General features: G+C 57.3%; 16 protein-coding genes. 12 read left to right on the top strand and 4 right to left on the bottom strand.

The genetic code is table 11. From position 1 onward, the window contains the following. Positions 1 to 4 precede the first annotated feature (4 nt). From GZH47_RS13735 to GZH47_RS13685, 11 genes are all read left to right on the top strand, one after another. Positions 5 to 883, top strand: a complete 879-nt coding sequence (locus tag GZH47_RS13735; RefSeq protein WP_162640601.1) for a carbohydrate ABC transporter permease — start codon at positions 5 to 7, stop codon at positions 881 to 883. 151 nt (positions 884 to 1,034) lie between these two features. After that, positions 1,035 to 6,941: an S-layer homology domain-containing protein gene (locus GZH47_RS13730; RefSeq protein WP_162640600.1), complete on the top strand. Its 5,907-nt coding sequence runs from the start codon at positions 1,035 to 1,037 to the stop codon at positions 6,939 to 6,941. A 121-nt stretch (positions 6,942 to 7,062) separates the two neighbouring features. After that, entirely contained in the window at positions 7,063 to 8,127 is a 1,065-nt protein-coding gene (locus GZH47_RS13725) for a LacI family DNA-binding transcriptional regulator (protein ID WP_225446481.1), read from the top strand. 495 nt (positions 8,128 to 8,622) lie between these two features. Next, entirely contained in the window at positions 8,623 to 9,915 is a 1,293-nt protein-coding gene (locus GZH47_RS13720; RefSeq protein ID WP_162640599.1) for a glycoside hydrolase 5 family protein, read from the top strand. A gap of 289 nt (positions 9,916 to 10,204) precedes the next feature. Continuing rightward, positions 10,205 to 10,756: a hypothetical protein gene (locus GZH47_RS13715; protein WP_225446480.1), complete on the top strand. Its 552-nt coding sequence runs from the start codon at positions 10,205 to 10,207 to the stop codon at positions 10,754 to 10,756. A gap of 321 nt (positions 10,757 to 11,077) precedes the next feature. Next, a complete protein-coding gene (locus GZH47_RS13710) occupies positions 11,078 to 11,941 on the top strand; it encodes a transporter substrate-binding domain-containing protein (protein ID WP_162640598.1) in 864 nt (287 codons plus the stop codon). Positions 11,942 to 11,962: 21 nt separating this feature from the next. Further along, positions 11,963 to 12,685 (top strand): amino acid ABC transporter permease, encoded by a 723-nt coding sequence (locus GZH47_RS13705; protein ID WP_162640597.1) that lies wholly within the window; start codon positions 11,963 to 11,965, stop codon positions 12,683 to 12,685. Next, positions 12,682 to 13,419 carry an amino acid ABC transporter ATP-binding protein gene (locus GZH47_RS13700; protein ID WP_162640596.1) on the top strand — a complete coding sequence of 246 codons (738 nt, stop codon included), beginning with the start codon at positions 12,682 to 12,684 and terminating at the stop codon, positions 13,417 to 13,419. Before GZH47_RS13705 ends, GZH47_RS13700 begins: the two co-directional genes overlap by 4 nt. Positions 13,420 to 13,446: 27 nt before the next feature. Then, on the top strand, positions 13,447 to 14,556 hold the full coding sequence (locus GZH47_RS13695) for a Nif3-like dinuclear metal center hexameric protein (RefSeq protein WP_162640595.1): 1,110 nt from the start codon (positions 13,447 to 13,449) through the stop codon (positions 14,554 to 14,556). Between the two features lie 40 nt (positions 14,557 to 14,596). Further along, complete coding sequence (gene mmuM / locus GZH47_RS13690) at positions 14,597 to 15,535, top strand: homocysteine S-methyltransferase (protein ID WP_162640594.1); 939 nt, start codon at positions 14,597 to 14,599, stop codon at positions 15,533 to 15,535. A 261-nt stretch (positions 15,536 to 15,796) separates the two neighbouring features. Beyond that, a complete protein-coding gene (locus GZH47_RS13685) occupies positions 15,797 to 16,297 on the top strand; it encodes an NUDIX domain-containing protein (protein ID WP_162640593.1) in 501 nt (166 codons plus the stop codon). A 178-nt stretch (positions 16,298 to 16,475) separates the two neighbouring features. On the opposite strand, the gene GZH47_RS13680 is transcribed toward GZH47_RS13685, so the two are convergent. The 3 genes from GZH47_RS13680 to GZH47_RS13670 all read right to left on the bottom strand — a co-directional run bounded on the left by GZH47_RS13680 (position 16,476) and on the right by GZH47_RS13670 (position 18,435). Then, positions 16,476 to 16,703 carry a TroA family protein gene (locus GZH47_RS13680; protein ID WP_162640592.1) on the bottom strand — a complete coding sequence of 76 codons (228 nt, stop codon included), beginning with the start codon at positions 16,701 to 16,703 and terminating at the stop codon, positions 16,476 to 16,478. Positions 16,704 to 16,984: 281 nt separating this feature from the next. Further along, positions 16,985 to 17,758, bottom strand: coding sequence for a DODA-type extradiol aromatic ring-opening family dioxygenase (locus GZH47_RS13675; RefSeq protein ID WP_162640591.1), 774 nt, complete (start codon positions 17,756 to 17,758; stop codon positions 16,985 to 16,987). Further along, positions 17,755 to 18,435, bottom strand: coding sequence for an alpha/beta hydrolase (locus GZH47_RS13670; RefSeq protein ID WP_162640590.1), 681 nt, complete (start codon positions 18,433 to 18,435; stop codon positions 17,755 to 17,757). The genes GZH47_RS13675 and GZH47_RS13670 overlap by 4 nt, the downstream gene beginning before the upstream one ends. Positions 18,436 to 18,594: 159 nt before the next feature. Between GZH47_RS13670 and GZH47_RS13665 the strand changes: the two genes are divergently transcribed. After that, complete coding sequence (locus tag GZH47_RS13665; protein ID WP_162640589.1) at positions 18,595 to 19,155, top strand: helix-turn-helix domain-containing protein; 561 nt, start codon at positions 18,595 to 18,597, stop codon at positions 19,153 to 19,155. 68 nt (positions 19,156 to 19,223) lie between these two features. On the opposite strand, the gene GZH47_RS13660 is transcribed toward GZH47_RS13665, so the two are convergent. Beyond that, positions 19,224 to 21,368: an S-layer homology domain-containing protein gene (locus GZH47_RS13660; protein WP_162640588.1), complete on the bottom strand. Its 2,145-nt coding sequence runs from the start codon at positions 21,366 to 21,368 to the stop codon at positions 19,224 to 19,226. Positions 21,369 to 21,435 lie beyond the last annotated feature (67 nt).

The raw sequence follows: 21,435 nt of genomic DNA, 5'->3' as shown, positions 1-21,435 counted from the left end.
AGCTATGGTTGGCATGACGAGAGGCGAGAAGCTGTTCACCGTTCTGAATTATGGTTTCTTCATCATCCTGATCGCGGTGATGATCTATCCGTTCTGGTATATGGTCATGGCTTCGGTCAGCGATTCTTCCTTGATCGCCAAGGGCGGGCTGTTCCTCGTTCCCGTGGGCTTCTCCGTGGATTCCTACAAGGCGGTCTTTCAAAATGTTTCGATTCTGAGCGGCTTCAAGGTGACGATCATCTCGACGGTCGCCGCGACGCTGATCGGCACGTTCTTCACGGCTACGACCGCTTATGCCATTTCGAAGAAACGGCTGCGGGGACAGCGGGTGTTTTCCTTCCTCATTCTGTTCACGATGCTGTTCAGCGGCGGGTTGATCCCGAACTATCTGCTGATCAAGCAGCTGCATCTGATCGACTCGTACTGGGCGCTGATTTTGCCGGGCGCGGTCGGGGCCTGGAATATTTTCGTCATGCAGAGCTTCTTCAAGGGGCTTCCGGAAGAACTGGAGGAAGCGGCGAAGATCGACGGCGCGAACGATTTGACGGTGTTCTTCCGCATCGTGCTGCCTTTGTCGAAGGCGGTGCTGGCGACCGTCTCGCTCTTCATCGCCGTTTGGTTCTGGAATGACTTCTTCTCCTCGGTGATCTACATGTCGAGCAAGGAAATGTGGCAGCTGCAAATGGTGCTCAAGGATCTCATCAGCAATACGTCGGCAGCGGTGCAGCAGGCCGGTATCGACATCAGTTATCAAGGCGAGATTAACGAATTCACGCTGAAGATGGCGTCCATTATCGTGTCCAGCCTGCCGATTCTGATCGTCTACCCGTTCTTGCAAAAGCATTTCGTGAAAGGCGCGCTGATCGGCTCCGTGAAGGGCTGATGGCGGGCGGTCGAGCAAATAAGCATGCAAACGAGCAAGCAAATAAGCAAGCAAATAAGCAAGCAGTTACGCAAGCATTTCGAACTGCCGGATAACCGGCTGGCCAGGCCGCCCGGCATCGGCATGACTTCACGATGAAAGGGTGTATGAATTGACGCGTCTTAGAAAATTCACGTTCAAGCGTTCGATTTCGCTGCTGTCGGCAGCCGCGGTGCTCGGAGGATTGCTCTCGCCGATCGGGAGCGGCGCCGCCGTTGCCTATGCCGACGAAGCGCCGGCAGCGTCCGTCTTCTCGAATTTCATTACGGCGTCCGGCGATCAATTGATGGACGGCGACCAGCCGTTCCGCTTCGCTTCCCTCAACTACCCGGGCGGCATGCGCGATTCGGACTTCTCGCAGGAGGATGCGCTCCGAACGATTGCCGCCATCGGCGGCAACGTGACGCGGACGTACGTACCGCCGGTGAAACGCTACGACGGGGCCAATGCCTCCTATGCGCTCATTCTCGGTCCGAATGACAGCGGCGTCATGCAGTTTAATGAGGACGGTTTCAAGCGGCTCGACCATCTGCTCGCGCTGGCCAACCAAATCGGCGTTCGGCTTATTATTCCGTTCGTCGATCAATGGCAATGGGAGGGCGGCATTGAAAGCTACTACGCGTTCCGTCATCCGGGCACGATCAGCGGCGATGCGGCAAGCGATCCGGATGCATGGGGCTTCTATACCGATCCGGAAGTCATCTCGGACTTCAAGCAAGTTATCCACTACATGATGAACCGCGTGAATACGATTACCGGCGTGAAATATAAAGACGATAAAGCAATCCTCGCCTGGGAGACCGGCAACGAGCTCGGCGGCTACAACCAGGACAAGTTTCCGCAAGCCTGGACGACGGAAATCGCCGATTACGTAAGGAACGACGAGAATCCGAGCCAGCTGCTGCTGGACGGCCGTTTCGCCGTCAACAATGATTCGCTCTCCGATCCGAATGTGGATATCGTCGGCGACCACTTCTATACGGGCAACTTCATTGACCGCATTAACGAAGACAGCGCGGCGGCCGCAGGGAAGAAGCCTTACATTCTTGGCGAATTCGGACTCTATACGTCCGGCGCGCCGGTGGACGCGCTGTACGACGCGGCACTGAAGAACGGCACGGACGGCATTATGATTTGGTCGCTTCGTCCGCATAAGGACGACGGCGGTTTCTTCTGGCATGACGAGAATCCGGGCAACTGGGCTTCCTATCATTGGCCGGGCTTCGCTTCGGGCGATTACTATGGGGAATCGGACATCATTCGTACCGTTTATAAATACGCGCACTATATGAATGCGGGCGATGTCGCCAAAACAACGGCCGTGCCGCCGATTCCGGCTCCGGCCAACGCTCCGGTGCTGCTTGGCATCGATTCCGTCGCGGATATCAAATGGAAAGGCAGCGTCGGCGCTTCCGGGTACGAAGTGCAGCGTTTGCCTGAGGGCGGGACGGAATGGGAGACCGTGGCGAACGGCTTCTCCGACGGCGGCCGCGCGGGAACGCCGGCGTTCCACGACGAGACGGCGCTTACCGGCACGGCTTACGACTACCGGGTTCGCGGCGTCAACGAGTCCGGCGCCTCCGAATGGTCGAACGTGGTCCATGTCGCCTCGGCCGCTCATGTTATTACCGACGAGATGAGCTTGCTCGCGAATGACAAGGAACAGCGCAATGTATATGCGTACGACCAATCCTCCAACGTGCTGACGGGAGGAGGCGGCGAGGACGGCGTCGGCTTCAAGGCGTATGTGGCAACGGCGAATCCCGGGTATTTGACCTATGCGTCGCCAGTGCCTCTCAACAGTGTCAGCGTTACCTCTGCCGGCAGCGGCACCGTGAAATGGTTCGCTTCCGCGACGAATGGCAATTATACGGAAATTCATCCTGCGGCGCAGGATGGAGGCGTGACGACGGCAAGCGATCTGCCTCCCGGCACGCGTTATGTGAAATTTGTTATCGACGGCAGCAATTCGGTGCAAATCGACCGCATTCAGCTGACCTACGCGTACGACGGAACGGGCTATGCGGCGGTGCCCGCGCTTACGCGGAACGGGTTTATTTTGGACGACAGCTTCTCGGGCAAGGATGCAGGCAAGTCGGAGAACCTGAGTCTGCAAGCGGCGCAGCCATATACGGACAATGCGCCGGCGCTTGGCAGAACCAATGGCGACGCAGGAGCCATCACCTATAAGACGGACGGCGACATCGGCTCTTATCGGATTACCTCCTATTCCAATGTGACGGACGAGCTGAAGGTATACGCCTCGGCCGACGGCGACAATTACGTTCAGGCGAACCCGGATGTCGCGAAGACGCCGGCGGGCAGCGGCTGGAGCAAAGTGATTTATACCGATTTTGCGCTTCCTGCCGCGACGAAGTACCTGAAGTTCGTCTATCCGGCGACGGCGGCCGGAGCGGCCCCGGCGATCGGCCGCGTGGAAATCGGCTACGGGGTCAATCTGATTCCGCTCACGGATAAACCGCCGGCGAACGTGTTCGAGGACGGGGAATACGACTACGGCAGCGACGCGAACGTGCAGGCGAGATACGAACGCAACGTCAACGGCGACGATATCTCGATTGCGCTGGATACGGCGAACAAGAATCGCGGCAGCTACGGCGTGCGCGTCAATTACAGCCTCGGCAGCGCGTATTACGCAGGGTTGACGCAAGAGCTGGGAGGCGTGAACCTGTCGGCCTTCGATGCGCTTCATGCCTGGATCAAGCCGGACGGCTCCGGCAACAAGCTGACCTTCCAGCTGCAAACCGGCGACGGCCGCGTCTGGGAATCGACGACTCCGATGACTGGAACTGCGGGCGGAACGGTGGAGCTGAAGCTGGCCGACTTCGTCCAGCCGCAATGGAATCAGGATGCGGCAGGGGCTGCGGAAGCCATCGACTTAAGCAGCGTGAGCAGCTTCGGGATTTACGTTGGCGGCGGCGATAACGCTTCGGCAGCCAGCGGAGCGGTGTATCTTGACGACGTCAAGCTGACGAACGCGACGAAGCTGGATAGCTTCGAAGGCTACGGCGGCTATAACGCGCTGCTGAACAAAGCGTTCTCCCGCAATACGGGCGGCGGTTCCTTCGATCTGTCGCTCGACAAGACGCACAAGTCGGAAGGCAGCTACGGTCTGCGGGTGGATTACAACTTCGGCGGTCCCGGCTATGCGGGCGGCAGCTTCAATCCGGATTTTCTGAATTTGAAAGGCTACGACGGCTTCAGCTTCTGGCTGCAGCCGGACGGCTCGAACAACGAGCTGGCCATTCAATTCACCGATGCGAGCGGGAAGTTCTGGGAGACGAAGACGGTTATTCGAGGAACCGACCCGCGTCTCATGTACGTGCCGTTCGATTCGTTCCGCTATCCGAGCTGGTACAGCGGCGATACGACGGCAAGACCGGATCCGAAACAGAACATTACGGCGTTCTCGCTCTACATGGGCGGCGGCGATAGTTCGTTGTCGACTTCCGGCACGTTGTATTTCGACGATATTAACGGCGCGAGTTTCGTAGATCGGTTGACCGATTCGGCGATTGCCATCGATAAGTCGCAGACATCGGTTGCGTCGCTGCCTTACGCGATCAGCGGTACGGCAACAGGTACGCCATACGTAACGCTGGAAGCGGGCAAGCAAGTTTTCTACGCGCCCGTGCAAGCCGATGGAACATGGACGTATTCGACTTCCAAGCTCCCGAACGGCACCGTGGATATTAAGGCTTCCGCGCAACTGTACGACGGGACGGTCATGAGCTCCGATACGTATACGGTTCAGGTGAATGTGCCGAATAATCCGAATACGGACGGAGGCGGGCAGCCGCAGCAGACGAATTATTTGCTCGATCCTGGCTTCGAAGAAGCGGTGGACGCTTCCGCGTGGCCGATATTGCCGGCGCATTGGATGAATAAGGATGCGGACGGCAACGATGTGACGGACGGTATCGTAAAGCTCGAGGGCGGCGCCCGTACCGGAGCGTACAAGCTGGTGCATTGGAATAACGCGCCTTACGAGGTGACTTCTTCGCAGCGAATCGACGATTTGCCGGACGGCATCTACGAGCTGCGCGCATGGACCAAATCCAAGGGCGGCCAGCAGACGGCGGAAATGTTCGCGACCGTCGGCAATCAAGAGCCGCTGCGTACGGCGATCCCGGCGGGGGAGAGCGCGTGGGCGTATATTAAAATCCAAGATATCGAGGTGCGAGGCGGAGGGCTTACGATCGGCTTCCATTCCAAGGACGTGGGCGACCACTGGATCGGCGTGGACGATGTAGAGCTCGTCAAAACCGGCGATATCAATTATATGAGCAATGCCGGCTTGGAGGATGTCGTCGATGCAGCGGCGTGGCCGCTGCTGCCGGTGGGCTGGACGCATCGGGAGGCGAACGGCAACGACGTGACGGATGGCACCGTCAAGCTGGAAGGCGAAGCCCATGACGGCAGCTACAAGCTGGTGCATTGGAATGGCTCGCCATACGAAGTGACCTCCTCGACCGTCGTGACGAATCTGCCTGACGGCGTGTACGAGCTCAGCGCCTGGACGAAATCCAAAGGCGGTCAGGAAGCGGCGGAGATGACCGCTGCAGTCGGCGCGGATAAACATGCCGTTGCCATTCCGGCCGGCGAAGGCCAGTGGGCGAATATCAAGCTGTCGCAGCTGGAAGTGCGCGGCGGCTCCATGACGGTGTCGTTCCACTCCAAGGACGCGGTCGGCGGCAACTGGATCGGAGTGGACGATCTGGCGTTGATTCGTACGGGGGATCTCCCGACAGATCCAACAGATCCGACGGATCCAACAGGTCCAACAGGTCCGACGGGTCCGACAACACCGACAACGCCAAGCGTGCCATCTGCGCCGCAGGCGGATGTCCATAATGGCATCATTACGATTCAACCGACGAAGAACGCGCAAGGCGATGCAGCTGCGTCGCTGCGGGAGGAAGATATCCGGCAGGCGCTGGGACAGCTGTCGGGCCGGACGCTGGCGATTCATCTGACGGGCGCCGAAGGCGCAAAGGCAGTGCAGGTGGACCTGCCTCTGCAGCAGTTCGAGGCGAATCCGGAGGCGGAATGGATTACGGTGGACACGGGATTCGCAGCCGTTTCCATTCATCGCGGCGCATTGAAGAACAGCGCAGGCGCAGCAGCTTCGAAAATGCAATTAACGGTGGCGAACGTCGATCCGTCGACGCTTCCTGCCGAAGTTCGAGCGCGGCTGGGCGGCAGCGCGGTCTACGATTTCAGTTTGCGGCTGGACGGTATCCTCGTCGATCGGTTCCAGGGCAATGAAGTGCGGGTATCGCTGCCGTATGTGCTTAAGCCTGGCGAGGATCCGAATCACGTCGTCGTTTACTATATCGATGATCAGAACAACCTTCAGTCGGTGAAGAACGGCAAGTACGATCCGGCTGCTGGGAAAGTGGAATTCAGTGCGAAGCACTTCAGCAAATATGCCGCGGCTTACGTGAAGGTGTCCTTTAGCGATATCGCTCCATTAACCTGGGCTGTTCCGGGCATTGAATCGCTCGCGGCAAAAGGCATTCTTCAAGGCGCAGGCGGCAGTCAATTCAAGCCGGGTCAAGCCGTGACGCGAGCGGAGTTTATTACGATGCTGGCTGCGGCGCTTGATTGGACGAACGAGGGAAGCGCAAGCAGCTTTAAGGACGTAAAGGCGGGCGCTTGGTATGCGTCTGCCGTGGCTGCCGCGCAGAAGCTCGGCATCGTGCAGGGCAAGACGGACGGCACCTTCGGCATTAACGATCCGATTTCCCGCCAGGACATGGCGGTTATGATTTACCGGGCGGTCAAGCAGCAGCTGCCAAGCGTTTCGGCCGCGAATGCGGCAGCATTCTCCGACGGGGACGCGATTGGCGGCTATGCGGCGGAAGCGGTGCAAGCCGTGCAGGGAGCCGGTCTGATGAACGGCATGCCGGACGGTACGTTCAAGCCGGCCGGCCAAGCAACTAGGGCCCAAGCGGCGGTATTGGTTTACAGGTTGCTGGAGCGATTCGGCAGCTAATCCGGTTGGATGGAGCGGGGCGTTGCGGGAGAGTCCGGGCGCCTCGCTTTTTTCATGCTGAATGAAGTTGAAAAAAGTTGAAATAACCAGTATGCTTAGGTTATAACGAATCGGCTAAGGGGTGGGCGTCATTCAGAAGGTCACGCTTCAAAGTATCGCAGATAAATTAAATGTATCGAAGGCTCTGGTTTCCAAGGCCTTGTCCAACGACCCTGCGGTCAACGAAGTGACGAGAGAAGTCATTTGGAAGACGGCCGAAGAGGTCGGCTACCGGATTAAATCCGCGAAGAAGTCCGGCACTCCGACCGGATCCGGCAACCTGGCCCTGCTTATGCCTAGGGCATATCTTGACGACCCGGAATACTGGGGCAAAATCATTAAGGGCATCGATAAAGAACTCGAGAGCCAAAGCTACAGCTTGCTGCTCTCGGGACTCGACGTCGCGGTGCGCATCAACGAAGGGATGCCGTCGAGCATTACCGAGAACAAAGTGGAAGGGGCCATCGTGCTGGGCCAGCTTCCGGACGTGTACACCGATCAGTTGAAGAAGAAGAAGCTTCCCTTCGTGCTGGTCGACCCGAGCGCGCAGGACCCGGACATCGATATGGTGCTTGCCAACAATTATCAAGGTGCCTATCAGGCGGCGAATTTGCTGCTTGCCGAGGGACATCGGAGGCTGGCGTTCGTCGGCGACGCGGATACGACGTGGAGCTTCGCGGAACGTTTTCGCGGTTTCGGCGATGCCGTGCAGGCGTTCAATGCCAAGCGCGGGGACGCTGCCAACGCCGCAAGCCTCGTTGTGGTGGAAGGGATGGGGGTTAGCGGCACGGGCATGTATACGAAGCCGAGTTTCCCGGAAGAACTGCAGCGCAGACTGACGGGGGATCAGCCGGTTACGGCCATGTTCTGCGCGAACGATCTGATCGCGATCGATTCGCTGGCCCATTTTGCGGGATGGGGGCTGGAGTGTCCGCGGGACGTATCGGTCGTCAGCTTCGACAATTTGTCGCTGGCGGAACTGAAGGAGCCTCAGCTGACCACGGTCAACGTTCCGATGGAGGAGATCGGGGTCAAAGCGGCGCAGCTGATCCTGGAACGGATCGCGGAGCCCGGGAAACTACCCGAGCTCGTCATGATCTCGACGACGCTCGTGCAGCGGAATTCCACGCAAGCCCGTCAAGCGTAGTCGCTGAGCTGGCGCGAAGTGCCGGCCGGTGGCGGCGCAGGTTTGCGTAAGGCAAAGGTAATTGAGGCCGGCTGCCGTGCATAGACTGTATGGACAGGCAGGCAACAGCCGGTTTTCGGCGTGGAAAACGTAGATAGGCTGGTTGGGAAAAGTCTCCGGTGAAGCGTGTCGCTTCGCCTGGAGGCTTTTTTTTTGATGTGGGGTGAATGCGCGATGGGAATCCGGGCATGTAGTGTACCCCGTGCAGCACACTGCGGAAAAAGCAGCGAAATCCGGGCATGTAGCGCATGCTTTTAGCTCACTTCGATCAACTAAATTTAATAAAATTACTCTATTTTAATTGTGTTGAAAATAGTTAAATTTAGTGATACACTTCAATGGTAATCGTACACATGACAACTATATTGTCTTGATATACACATGGGCTTACGCATTTTCGGCGGATCGATTCCGGAACGGATTTTCCCATGACGAACAGGGAGGCAGGTAACAGGGATGGACAAGCAAACTTTCGTAACAAGATCCGGCAGCGGCCTGCAGCTCGAGGGCAAGACGTTTCGTTTCGCAGGCCCGAATATCTATTGGCTTGGGCTTGACGAGAACGTAGGAGGCGTCGATTGGCCGACCGAGTTTCGGGTCGCGAATGCGCTCGATACCGCGCTCGAGATGGGGGCGACCGTCGTTCGCGCCCACACCCTTGCCGCATCGCAAGGCTGCAGCAAAGCGATTATGCCGGAGCTTGGCGAATATAATGAAGAAGCGTTCCGCAAGGTGGATTTTGCGATCACGGAAGCGGGGCTGCGCGGGCTGCGGCTCGTCGTGCCGTTCGTCTGCAACTGGAGCTATTACCACGGCGGACGGGAAACGTTTACGAAATGGCGCGGACTGGATGACCGGGATGCATTTTATACGAATTCTGATGTCATTGCGGATTATAAGGCCTACATCGCGATGATCGTTAATCGCGTTAACAGCTTTACCGGGATCGCCTACAAGGATGATCCGGCGATTATGGCCTGGGAGCTTGGCAATGAGCTTAACGATGCCCCTGCGGCTTGGGTGGCCGACATCGCCGATTATATCAAATCGCTGGACGGCAATCATTTGGTCGCGCACGGCAAGCAGTTTCAACTGGACCGGGACAAGCTGGCAATCGACAGCCTCGACATTCTCGATGTGCATTATTATCCTGCTAACGCGGCAGAGCTGATCAAGGACGCGGAAGCGGTCGCGGCAGCGGGCAAGGTATACATGGCAGGCGAATTCGGCTGGCCGCAGTGCGACCTGGCAGCGTTCTTGACGGCGGCCGAAGAGCATGCTGCGGTATCGGGCACGCTCTTCTGGTCGTTGTTCCCGCATCATGATACATGCGGCTATGTGCAGCATTTCGACGGATTCTCGGTACATTATCCGGGGAACGGAGTTAATGAGGACGCTGCCGTCCGGTTCGCGCAGTTGCGCGCGCATGCCTTTGCCATGAGCGGCAAGGCGGTTACGGAGCACTCGGTGCCCGAAGCGCCGGTCATTGCCGAGCATAACGGAGCCATTGCGATCCGAGGCGTGGTCGGCGCGGCATTCTATACGGTAGAGAAGTCGACCGTGTCCCCGGAAGGGCCGTGGCATGTGCTGGCGGACAAACGTCCGGCCGATCACGACATGCCCTGGACGGACGCGACCCGTGCACATACGGTAACGACCTGGTATCGGGTCAAAGCGCATAATCTCTCCGGCCAAGCAGGTCCGTATTCCGCAGCGCTGGAATCGGCTGCATTTACGCCGCAGCGATAACGGCACGGCGGCGCCCTCGCATACTGCGGAACGCTGCTCGCGCACCTTCACGGGCATCATCATTTCAACTTATTAATGAAGGCTGCCGATTCCCGGCGGTCTTCATTGCTTTTCCTCCCCATGCAGTCCGGCAAATATCCACCGTTCCCCTCGAATAATCGATAAATCGATGATGCCACGGGAAAGATTCGTTATACAATCGGCTTGATCCCGGTTATGATTCATGCAATAGCCAGAGTTCGCCGCTGCTGCAGAAACATCGATATGCCGCATGAAAGGGGAGTTCAACGTGAAGCGAATCGGCTGTTTTCACGCGCATTATTCCAATATCGAACCGATCGACGGGGCGCTCGGCGCCTATGACGTCGAATGGATTCATTTCGTGGATCCCGGGCTGGATCGGATCAAGAACGATGCCGGCTTCACGGCCGAGACGGCTGAAGCGAAAGTGCTCGAGACGCTTGACTGGATCGCGAAATGCCATGTCGACGCCATGCTGGTGACCTGTACGTTTTTCACCGCCATTATAGATGAAGACGCGCATCGTTTTCCGGTTCCGGTCATCAAGATCGACGATCCGTTGTTCCGCGAGATTGCCGCAAGCAGTCAGCCGACCGTCCTCGTATTCACGAATCCGGCAACGGTTGAAGGCACGATGAGGCAGCTGGGCCGCTTCCTCGCCACCGAAGGGAAGACGCCGCGAGTCGAATCGTATCTCTTGCCCGGTACGTTCGAGCTGATCATGCAAGGACGCAAGGAAACGTATCTCGACGAAGTGTACGCAGGCTTGCAGCAGGTCGTCCAGAATCGTCCGGGCGCCAACGTCGCAGCCGCGCAGTGATCCATGGTTCCGGCTGCCCGGCAAGCGAGTCTAACGGCGGGGATTGCCATCGGTAATCCATTGGCCTCGCTAACCGACTACTGCGAGCAGCGGCTCTCGCTCAAGCGCAAGTCCGAAGACGCATCATTATCGACATAAACGAAAAAAAGAGCGGCTGGCCGGAAGATGTTCACATTCTGAGGCTGCCGCTCTTTGATTTTCCGAACATTCACTCAAAATTCTCTTGTAATATTCGAGATTGCAGCTATAATTAGTTTGACTAATAATTAATCCGACTAAATTTGTTGGAATTTAACGGTAGACAACAGGGGGAGATCGATCATGAGAAAATCAAAAGCAATTGCAGCATTCGGCATTACGATGGCATTGGCGGCAGGGGTATTGAGCGGCTGCGGGTCCAGCTCCAGCAACGACTCGGGCAGCAATGCGGCTAATGACGCCAGCTCCGCGGGCAACGCCGGCTCCGCCAAAGAGAAAACGATCTATGTCGGCACGCAGAACGACTATCCGCCATTCGCTTTCGTGGATGACAAGAACGAACTGACCGGCTACGACGTGGAAGTGCTCAAGGAAGTCGACAAGAAGCTGGACGGCTACAAAATCGAATTTACGCCTACGACATGGGATAGCATATTCCTGGCGCTGGAATCCAATAAAATACAGCTGATCGCCGATGAAGTGGCAAGAAGCGCGGAGCGCGAAGAGAAGTACCTGTTCTCCGACGAGTCTTATTTTGCGGCGCAGACGGTCATTATCGTGAAGAAGGGCAGAACCGACATCCAGACGCTGAAGGATCTCGAAGGCAAGAATGTCGGCGCCGTTGCCGGAGATTCCTACACGCAGATTCTGGAAGAGTACAACAAGTCGCACGACAAGAAAATCAATTTGAAATATACCGACAGCACAAGTCCGGCCGATGTGCTCCAGCAAGTGCAGAACGGACGCATCGACGCGTACGTTAACGATCCGGTTATGATGAAGGCAACGATCAAGAAGCAGAACTTCGATCTGGACATCGTCGGCGATCCGATCCAAGCCGACAATATCGGCATTGTGTTCAACAAGGACAAGCAGGGCGAGGATCTGAAGGCGCTGATCGATCCGATCCTGAAGGGGCTGAAGGACGACGGCACGCTGGCTAAGCTGTCGCAAAAATGGACTGAGGGCGAGTATATCCCTCAATAACGCAGAAGAAGGTACACACACATGGACAAACTGCTCGATGTCGACTATTTGTTAAAATCATTGCCGCATATTTTAAAATATTTGCCGGTTACGATCTGGATTGCCGTGGCGACAATGGCGCTTGGCATGGTGATTGGCCTGGCGACGGCGCTCATTCGCTTGTATAAAGTCCCCGTACTCAGACAGATTTCCGCGGTATACGTCTCGTTCGTCAGAGGCACGCCGCTGCTCGTCCAGATTTATCTGGTGTTCTACGGGATCCCTAAATTCATCTATTACCTCCAGACGCAGCACGGCTGGATGAAAGGTTTCGACGTCAACCTCATCTCGCCGGAAATTTCCGTGCTGCTGTCGTTCTCGTTAAATTTGGGCGCGTACTTGTCCGAAACAATCCGATCGGCGATCGAATCGGTAGATCGCGGCCAGTTCGAGGCGGCGGAGTCGATAGGCATGAGCCGGAAGCAGACAATGCTGAAGATTATTTTGCCGCAGGCGCTGACCGTGGCGCTGCCGAATCTGGGGAACACGTTCATCAGCACCGTCAAGGATACGTCGCTCGTCTTCATTGTTGGGGTCATCGATATTATGGGCGAAGCCAAAATCATCGGCGCGCGCTCGCTCGCGTACTTCGAGGTGTTCATTGCGGTGTCGCTCATTTATTGGCCGGTATGCATCATCATTGAACGCGTGCTCGCCATCGTCGAGAAACGGATTAGAAAATACGAAAGAAGTGCCATCTCATGATCCAACTCCAGCAGATTCACAAATACTTCGGCGAACATCATGTGTTGAAAGGCATCGACTTGACCGTCGGCAAAGGCGAGGTCGTCGCGATTCTCGGGCCCAGCGGCTCCGGCAAATCGACCCTGCTGCGCAGCGTCAATTTTCTCGAGCGGCCTTCAAGCGGCGTCATTACGATCAACGGGCGGCGCGTCGAAGCCGCATCCGCGACGAAAGAAGATATCCTTGCGCTTCGTACGTCGACGGCCATGGTGTTTCAGCAATACCATCTGTTCAAGAACTTACGCGTGCTGCAAAATGTCATGATCGGCTTGACGACGGTCAAGAAGATGACGTCGGCGAAGGCTAGAGAGCTAAGCGCCGCGTTGCTGGAAAAGGTCGGGCTGAAGGAGCGGATGAACCATTATCCGTCCCAGCTGTCGGGCGGCCAGCAGCAGCGGGTCGGCATTGCGCGCGCGCTTGCGCTGAATCCGGAGGTGCTGCTGTTCGACGAGCCGACGTCCTCGCTTGATCCCGAGCTGGTCGACGAGGTGCTCGCCGTTATCAAGCAGGTTGCGAGCGAGGGCAATACGATGCTGATCGTGACGCATGAGCTGAATTTCGCCCGCGAGGTGGCGGATCGCATCGTGTTCATGGAGGATGGCGCGATCGTGGAAGAAGGAACGGCGGAACAGATGTTTACGAATCCGAGAGCGGAACGAACGAAGCAGTTCCTGAGCAAAGCGATCAAACAATAGGGGCAGGCAAGAGAGGTGCGCGGAACCATGTACGCAACAGGACAAACCATCATAGAACGATTCGAGCAGTGGGCGCCTAAACGGCTGGCGCTGCCGAACGACCGGATCGGTCTCCAGCTTGGCACCTTGCGAAGCGAAGTACGCAAGGTGCTTGTCGCGCTTGACGTTACGGAAGAAGTCGTCGAGGAAGCGATCCGGGAGCAGGTTGAATTGATCATTGCGCACCATGCGATCATCTTCCGTCCGCTGGAGGATCTACAGACTGACCAGCCTGCAGGACGGTTGTATGCGAAGCTGATCAAGCATGACATCGCCGTCTATATCGCGCATACGAACCTGGATGCTGCCGAAGGCGGCGTGAATGATTTGCTGGCCGAGGCGCTCGGCCTGCGCGAGCTGGATGTTTTGCGGTTCGTGCACGCGGAGAAACTGAAGAAGCTTGCGGTGTTCGTGCCGCAGACGCATCATCGGCAGGTGCTGGACGCGCTGTTCGCAGCGGGCGTCGGACATATCGGAGATTACAGCAATTGTTCGTTTAATACGGCTGGCGAGGCGACTTTCATGCCGTCGGACAGCGCGCGGCCGTTCATCGGCGAAGCCGGCGTGCTGGAGCGCGTCGCGGAGGTTCGCATCGAGACGGTGGTGCCCGAAAGCCTTGTGCGGCAGGCGGTGCACGCGGTCATTGCGGCGCATCCTTATGAGGAGGTCGCTTACGACGTCTACCCGATCGAGCATGAGGCGAAACGGTACGGCATCGGCCGAGTCGGACAATTGCCGGAGGCGCTGGCACTGGGCGAGCTGGCGTCGCATGTGAAGGACGTATTCGGTCTGGATGCCGTTCGCGTCGTCGGCGAATTGAGCCGGACGGTGCGCAGGGCGGCGGTGCTTGGCGGTTCGGGCGGCAAGTTCGTCCAGGACGCATTGCGGGCAGGAGCCGATGTGCTTATTACGGGCGATATCGATTACCACACCGCGCAGGATGCGAAAGCCGCAGGTCTGGCGCTTATCGATGCGGGGCATCACATCGAGCAGATCATGAAGCGGGGCGTAGCCGCGTATCTGACGATCTGTCTCGCGGACACGGATACGAAGGTCACGGCCTCGGAGGTCGTGACCGAGCCTTTCCACACGGTGTAAGAGGAGCCGGCGGGCTTGTAAAAAGGAGGATGGCGGGCAGATGAATCCAATTGCATTGATCCTGCAGCAGTACCCCGTTCTCATTCTCGACGGCGCGATGGCGACGGAGCTGGAACGTCACGGCTGCGATTTGAACGACAGCCTGTGGTCGGCCAAAGTGCTGATGGATAACCCCGAGCTGATCGGGAGGGTTCATACCGATTACTTCGCGGCCGGAGCCGATGCGGCGATCACGGCGAGCTATCAGGCGACCGTGGAAGGCTTCCGCGGGCGCGGTCTTAACGAGGCCGAGGCGGTTGCGCTGATTCGGCGTTCGGTGCGCATTGCCGTCGAGGCACGGGATGCATTTTGGGCTGAGCCGGGCAACCGCCCAGGCCGGCTGAAGCCGATCGTTGCCGCTTCCGTAGGGCCGTATGGCGCATTCTTAGCAGACGGTTCGGAGTACAGGGGAGATTACGCCTTGACGGAAGAGGAACTGGCTGATTTTCATCGGGAGCGCATGCGCGCTTTAATTGAAGCGGGCGCCGACGTGCTGGCTTGCGAGACTATCCCGTGCCTGCGTGAAGCGAAAGCGATCATCGGGCTGCTGGAGGCGGAGTTTCCCGGCGTCTATGCCTGGATTAGCTTCAGCGCCAAGGACGCGCAGCATATCAGCAGCGGAGAGACGATCGCCGAATGCGCGCAGTGGCTGGATGCGCACGAACAGGTGGCGGCGGTCGGCGTCAATTGTACGCCGCCGCAATACATCAACGCGCTTGTCGGCGAGATCGGACGTCACACGGCAAAGCCGGTAATCGCGTATCCGAATTCAGGGGAGACCTACGATCCGGCGGATAAGACTTGGACGTCAGCGGGATCCGTTGACAGCTACGGCTGCAGCGCCAAACAATGGCATGAAGCGGGAGCCCGCTTGATCGGCGGCTGCTGCCGGACGACGCCTGCCGATGTGAAGGCCATTGCGGCCTGGGTCAGGAGCTAACGAATTAAAGTGATACGCAGTTGTTTGCTATGCAGTCTGCAGCTTGTCAGCATACAGACTGTATCTTGCAGCCCGCCGCCAACGAGAGTTGGCGGCGGGCTGTTTTTGTCGTGGCCATTAATCTTGAAAGATGATGATCCTTTTGGTTAAATAAGGTAAAATTAGGATATTAGTCTATGCGTCAGTGACATTCATGAGTATTACGCGTTCCGATGTCAGCGAAATTTGCGAGTTCAATCATCCAACGGGAGGAGGGACTGCATGACACGACCGCCATTTCGGCTGCGAGCATGCGCATTAATTATTAAGGACGGTAATATTTTATTGGTCGCATTCAGGAACGACGAGGATGAAGGGGTCCATTACAACTTGCCTGCGGGCGGCGTCGAACCGGGCGAAACGCTGGCGGAGGCGGCCATTCGGGAAGCGATGGAGGAAGCCTGCGTGGATATCGAGGTCGGGCCCGTAGCGTTCGTCTACGAATACCAGCCGGCGAAGAACGATAATCGGTATGGCGACACGCATTCCGTCGGCATTACGTTTGCCTGCAGCTTGAAGGGATCGTCGGAGCCGAGGCTGCCGGATCGCCCCGATTTGAACCAGATCGACGTTCGATGGGTGCCGATTGCCGAATTGGATCAGGTGCAGCTTTATCCGGAAATTACTCGGGACATCATGGATTATTACGCGGGCAAGCCGTACCGGAACTACGTGGAGGAGCATGAAATTCAAACGGAGAAGGCGGCGCGCGAGCGGGAATGAGCAACAAAAAGGCCGGTAAGCCACCTTGCGGTACAAGGTGCTGCTTGCCGGCCTTTTCCAATGTTCAGTTGTTCCGATGCTGCTTATTCATGCGGGAATTTATTGAGAAACGAGCTTCTGCACGTCCTCGGCTACTTTCTCGTTGGCCATCAGACCCGTGTTAATCCAGTAGTCGCGGTCAACGCTGAACACATGTGGCGTTCAGCTCGGGGAGCACTTCCAAGGAGAAGTCCTTCCAATCGCTGCCGGCCGCCATCGCCGGTGCTTGGAAGCCAAGCGTTCCGTACACGACATTGCCGCTGTACGTATGATCCTGCATGAGGGAAAAAGATTTGTCCGAAATGAGCATGATTGCTGCTGTTTTGCCAGCTGCTTTGTCTCGCAGGCTTTCCTTAATTTCAGCCATCTTGGCATCATAATCCTTCAAGGCTTCGAATCGTACAAAGCAGCTTGCGAAGCAGCCCGAGGCCGGCGTTTTGTACGAAACTCGTACAAAGCAGCGAGCGAGGCCGACTGAGGCCGGCGTTTTGTACGAAAACTCGTACAAAGCACATGTGAGCGAATGGGGGACGTTAGCGGATAACGCGGAGTGGATTGGCCAAAAAGCCAAAAAACCGGAAAGCCAAAGGCGCATCTTAATCAGTGCGCCCGGCTTCCCGGTTTTCTTTTCTGAGCTGACTGTGCGCCTTAATCGAACTGCCAGCAGCTTAGGCTGAGGTTGCCGAACTGATAGCTGCGGTGCAGCAGCTTCGCTGTCCGATTCTTGCTGCCGGCTCCCATGGCGATAAGGAGGGGGATGAAATGCTCGTTCGTCGGCACGGCCTCTTGCGCGAACGGAGCCTGGCTGCGGTAGTCGAACAGCGCATCCGTGTCCCACGCTTCGATCTTGCTTTGCAGCCAGTTGTCGAATTCGCCGGCCCATGGATCCACGCCGTCCGATCCCCAGTTCAACCGCCGCAAATTATGCACGGTGCCGCCGCTGCCAATAATAAGCACGTCCTGCTCCCGCAATTCGGCCAGCGCACTGCCGATCGCATACTGCTGCTCGTTGGTCAAGTGACGGTTAACGGATAGGGCGACGACGGGGATCTCCCCGGCATCGGGATAGAGCAGCTTGAGCACCGCCCAAGCGCCGTGATCCAGCCCGCGGTTGTCGTCGAATTGGCTCGGTATGCCATGCTTCGCAAACAAGGCGCCAATATATTCACTAAGATTAGGGTTTCCATGTGCCGGATAAGTTATGCTGTAGAGCTCATCCTGGAAGCCCGAGAAGTCGTAAATCGTATCGTACGTCTCCACTTTGCTGATCGTTTGCGTCGTCTGCTCCCAGTGCGCGGAGAAGAGGACGATCGCTTTGGGCTTGCGGGTGCTGCCTGCGAACTGCTTGATAAAGTCGGTATACGCATGCTGTTCCAATACGAGCGACGGGGCGCCGTGCGCGAAGAAATAAGCTGGCATCATCGTTGGATCCCTCCTTGGTTATCGTTAGTATCCGTTAGTCCGGCGTCCTGCAGCAGCCATTGCGTATAATCCTGCTGATTCTCCGGCGATACGCCGTGATCGGTTGGATAGGTCTTGAACGTCAACTTCGAAGCAAGCGGTTGAAAATAAGCCGCATTCTCGTGTACGATGCTCACCGGGAATACGGAATCGAAATCGCCATGGGAGATAAACATCGACGTTTGCTCCACGCTGCGAAGCGAATACTCGGTTTTCACGAATGCCGGCACGTAGCCGTTCAAGGCCACGATGCCTTTCAATTGATCGCCCATCGTCAGCGCGAGCGACATGGACAGAATCGCGCCCTGACTGAAGCCGAGCAGGTAGCGCCGCTGCGCGTCGATCGGATATTTTGACGTGGCATAGGCGATAAAATCCGTCAGCTCCTGCATCGACTGGTCGAATTGCTCCCGAATGGGATTGCCGAGACTCTTCAGGTCGTAATATTGATATCCGTTGCCCAGAATCCGGTTGCCGCGAATGCCGATAATGATGAATTGCTCGGCTAACGGCGAAACCAAGCCGAACATATTGCGCTCGTTCGATCCTTTGCCGTGAAGGGTGAAAATGACCGGATAGCGTTTGCCGCCTTCAAGCTGCGCGGGCAAATGGATGTCGTATTGAAAAGCTGCTGTCATGAGATGTGCCTCCTCTGGCAAGAATGAAATATATAAGTTATAGAGAATTAAATTTTGTATTACTAATTTAACTTAGAGATGACTGGCGCGTCAACAGGATAATTGTTAATATGAATTTATGTTTTGTATTGCAAATATTTTTAGAGGGGTGAACCCTATATGGATATCGGCTCCACCATTCGGGCGATTCGGAAGCGCAAGGACATCACGATCGCGCAAATTTGCGAAGATACCGGCCTGTCCCAAGGCTTCATGAGCCAGGTCGAAACGAATAAGACGTCCCCGTCCATCGCCACATTGGAAAATATCGCGAACGCGCTCAAGGTCCCGCTCGCCTATCTGCTGCTGCGCAAGGAAGAACGGATGCAAATCGTGCGCAAAACGGACCGGAAAGTTACGACGAGCGGTCCGGAACGGCTGAAGGTCGAGCATCTGAGCGCCGCGAAGAACATGCGGATGATGCTGGTCGAACTGCCGCCAGGCGCATCCACGGGCGATGAGCCGCATGCGCATGAAGGCGAAGAGGTACATATGGTCATCAAGGGCCGTATCTACGCCGAGCAGGGGGAAGACGCAGCCGAGTTTGGCGAAGGCGATTCCTTCAGCTGGAACGCCTGCACGCCGCATCTCGTGCGCAACATCGGCGAAGAGGACGCCATCGTGCTTATCTCCGTGTATACGGAGTCGGAGCGGGCGGAGTCGTATTACGATCAGCAATAAGCGCATGCCGAAAAACCGCAATCGACGATGATTGCGGTTTTTTTGGTATGTTAAGCGGCGCGGCGCCGTTAAGGAATGGCCAGCATCCGTACGATAGCGGCAGCGGCCTCCGCGCGGGTAGCTTTGGCGCTCGGCTGGAACCGATTGTCCTGCAGGCCGCCGAGCAGCGAATACTTGCCGGCCACGGCGATTGCCTCGCGCGCCCAGGCGGGTACCAGCGCATCGTCGGCGTAGCTGGTTGCCGCGTCGGCAGTCGTCGGCAGGCCGGAAGCTTTGACGACCATGGCGATCATCTCCGCGTGCGTAATGTTGGCCTGCGGCTTGAATGTGCCGTCGCTATAACCGCTGATGATCCCGAGCTTGACGGCTGCGGCAACGGAAGGGGCGGCCCATGCCTCGATCTTGCCTGCATCCTTAAAGGTAAGCGGCGTGTTATCGCCGCTCACCTTCAAGCCTTTCATCAGCATCACGGTGAATTCCGAACGCGTAATGCTGGCATTCGGCTTGAATGTGCCGTCGGTGTAGCCCTTCGTGATGCCGCTCTCGTAGGCTTTGGCAATGTCGGCGCTCGCCCAGTTTCCCGCGATATCGGTGAAAGGCGTAGCAGGAGTCGTCGTACCCGGAGTCGTCGTACCCGGAGTCGTCGTGCCCGGAGCTGTCGTGCCCGGAGTCGTCGTACCCGGAGTCGTCGAGCCTGCCGTAATTGTCACGGTGCAGGAGGCAGTGTACTCGCCTTCCACGGTTGTCACCGTTATGACTGCGGTGCCCGGAGAGCGTCCGGTCACTTGCCCGCCGGCATTCACCTCGGCCACGGCGGGGTTGCTCGACTGCCAGCGAACGGATTTCTCGACGGCTGCAGCCGGAGTTACCGTCGCCTTGAGCGCGGCGGATTTGCCGGTTTCCAGCGAGAGGCTGGGTTGCTGCAGCATAACGCCTTCAGCCGGAACGGTGCCGATTGCAAGCAGCGCGCTGTTCTGGACGGCCGCGCCAAAATCCGAGCCGCCGACGACGATGACCGTGCCGTCGGGACTCGCGACTGGCGTTTCGAGGCTCCGCTTCTCGGGCTCCTTGTATTTCCATAGCTTCTTGCCCGCAGACGATACGGCATACAGATAATTGTACTCGGTCGCATACAACGAGCCGTCCGCGCCGCTGCCCAGCTTCAGATTCAAGTCGGTGGACGCAGATCCGTATACGACAGGGTCGGAAGCGTCGACCGACCACTCCCACTTCTTCTTGCCGTCCGCCGATACCGCGAACACGCGGGAATGAGGAGCCGTTTCCGAAACCCAGCCCTTCAAATACATGCCGCCGTCCGTGCTTTGGGCGAAGTTGTCATAGGGCGCCGCCGCGTTGAATTCCCACTTCAATGCGCCGCTCGGCTTGATAGAGAAGAGCTTGTTATACGTGAAGGCCAGAACCGAACCGTCGGGAGCCAGGCGGAGGCTTCCGAGATCATTCGTCCCAAGGGAGTAGGACCACTTCTTGGTGCCGGAGGAGCTGAGCGCGAGCACGCTTCTGCCGCCGCCTGCTGCATGGAGTTCCATGCCGTATAAGTCGCCGTTCGTTCCCGCGACCACCGAATAGAGGCTGTTTCCGACATACTTCCATTTCACCTGGCCGCCGCCGGGAGACAATGCATAGATAATGCTTGAGTTGTTCCCTACGTAGACCGTGCCGTCCGCTCCGAAAGCCGTTGCCGAAGGGAGGTCCTCTTGGAACGACCATTTCGTTCGCCCGTTCGCGTCGATGGCGTACAACTGATGCTTGGTTCTTACATAGATCGTTCCATCCGGGCCGATAGCGGGCGTAATTCCGGAGAGAGGCCCGGGATCGTTACTCTGCGGCGCCTTCCAGCTCCATTTCAGCGTGCCGTAAGGAGTGACCGCCGCAATATAATCCGTGTCGCTGCTAGTGGAAGTACCGTTGTGGACCGCCGCGTAGATCGTTCCGTCTTTGGCGATGGCCGGGGTGCCGACGTAATTCCCCAGAATAAGCTTCCAACGGAGCGGATGCGTCTGCACGATCGGCGTTACTACGTCCGGAATCGTTTTGATAGGCGTGACGGGGCCGGTAATATCGATGCCGGGGATATCGACAACACCGGAGAGCGCGAACGTGCGCGAGTCCGGCAGGCCGGAGGCAAACACGACCATGGAGATTGCGGTTAAAGCGAAAGCCTTCCATCTTCTACGATTCGATCCCATCCTCATTCCGAATCAGCTCCCATTCTCAGCTCTTGCATAATTGCCGTGATATCCATGCTGATTTGCGCTTGTC

This window comes from Paenibacillus rhizovicinus (assembly GCF_010365285.1).
GTDB lineage: Bacteria > Bacillota > Bacilli > Paenibacillales > Paenibacillaceae > Paenibacillus_Z > Paenibacillus_Z rhizovicinus.
This window is presented reverse-complemented; position numbering and strand designations above follow the sequence as displayed.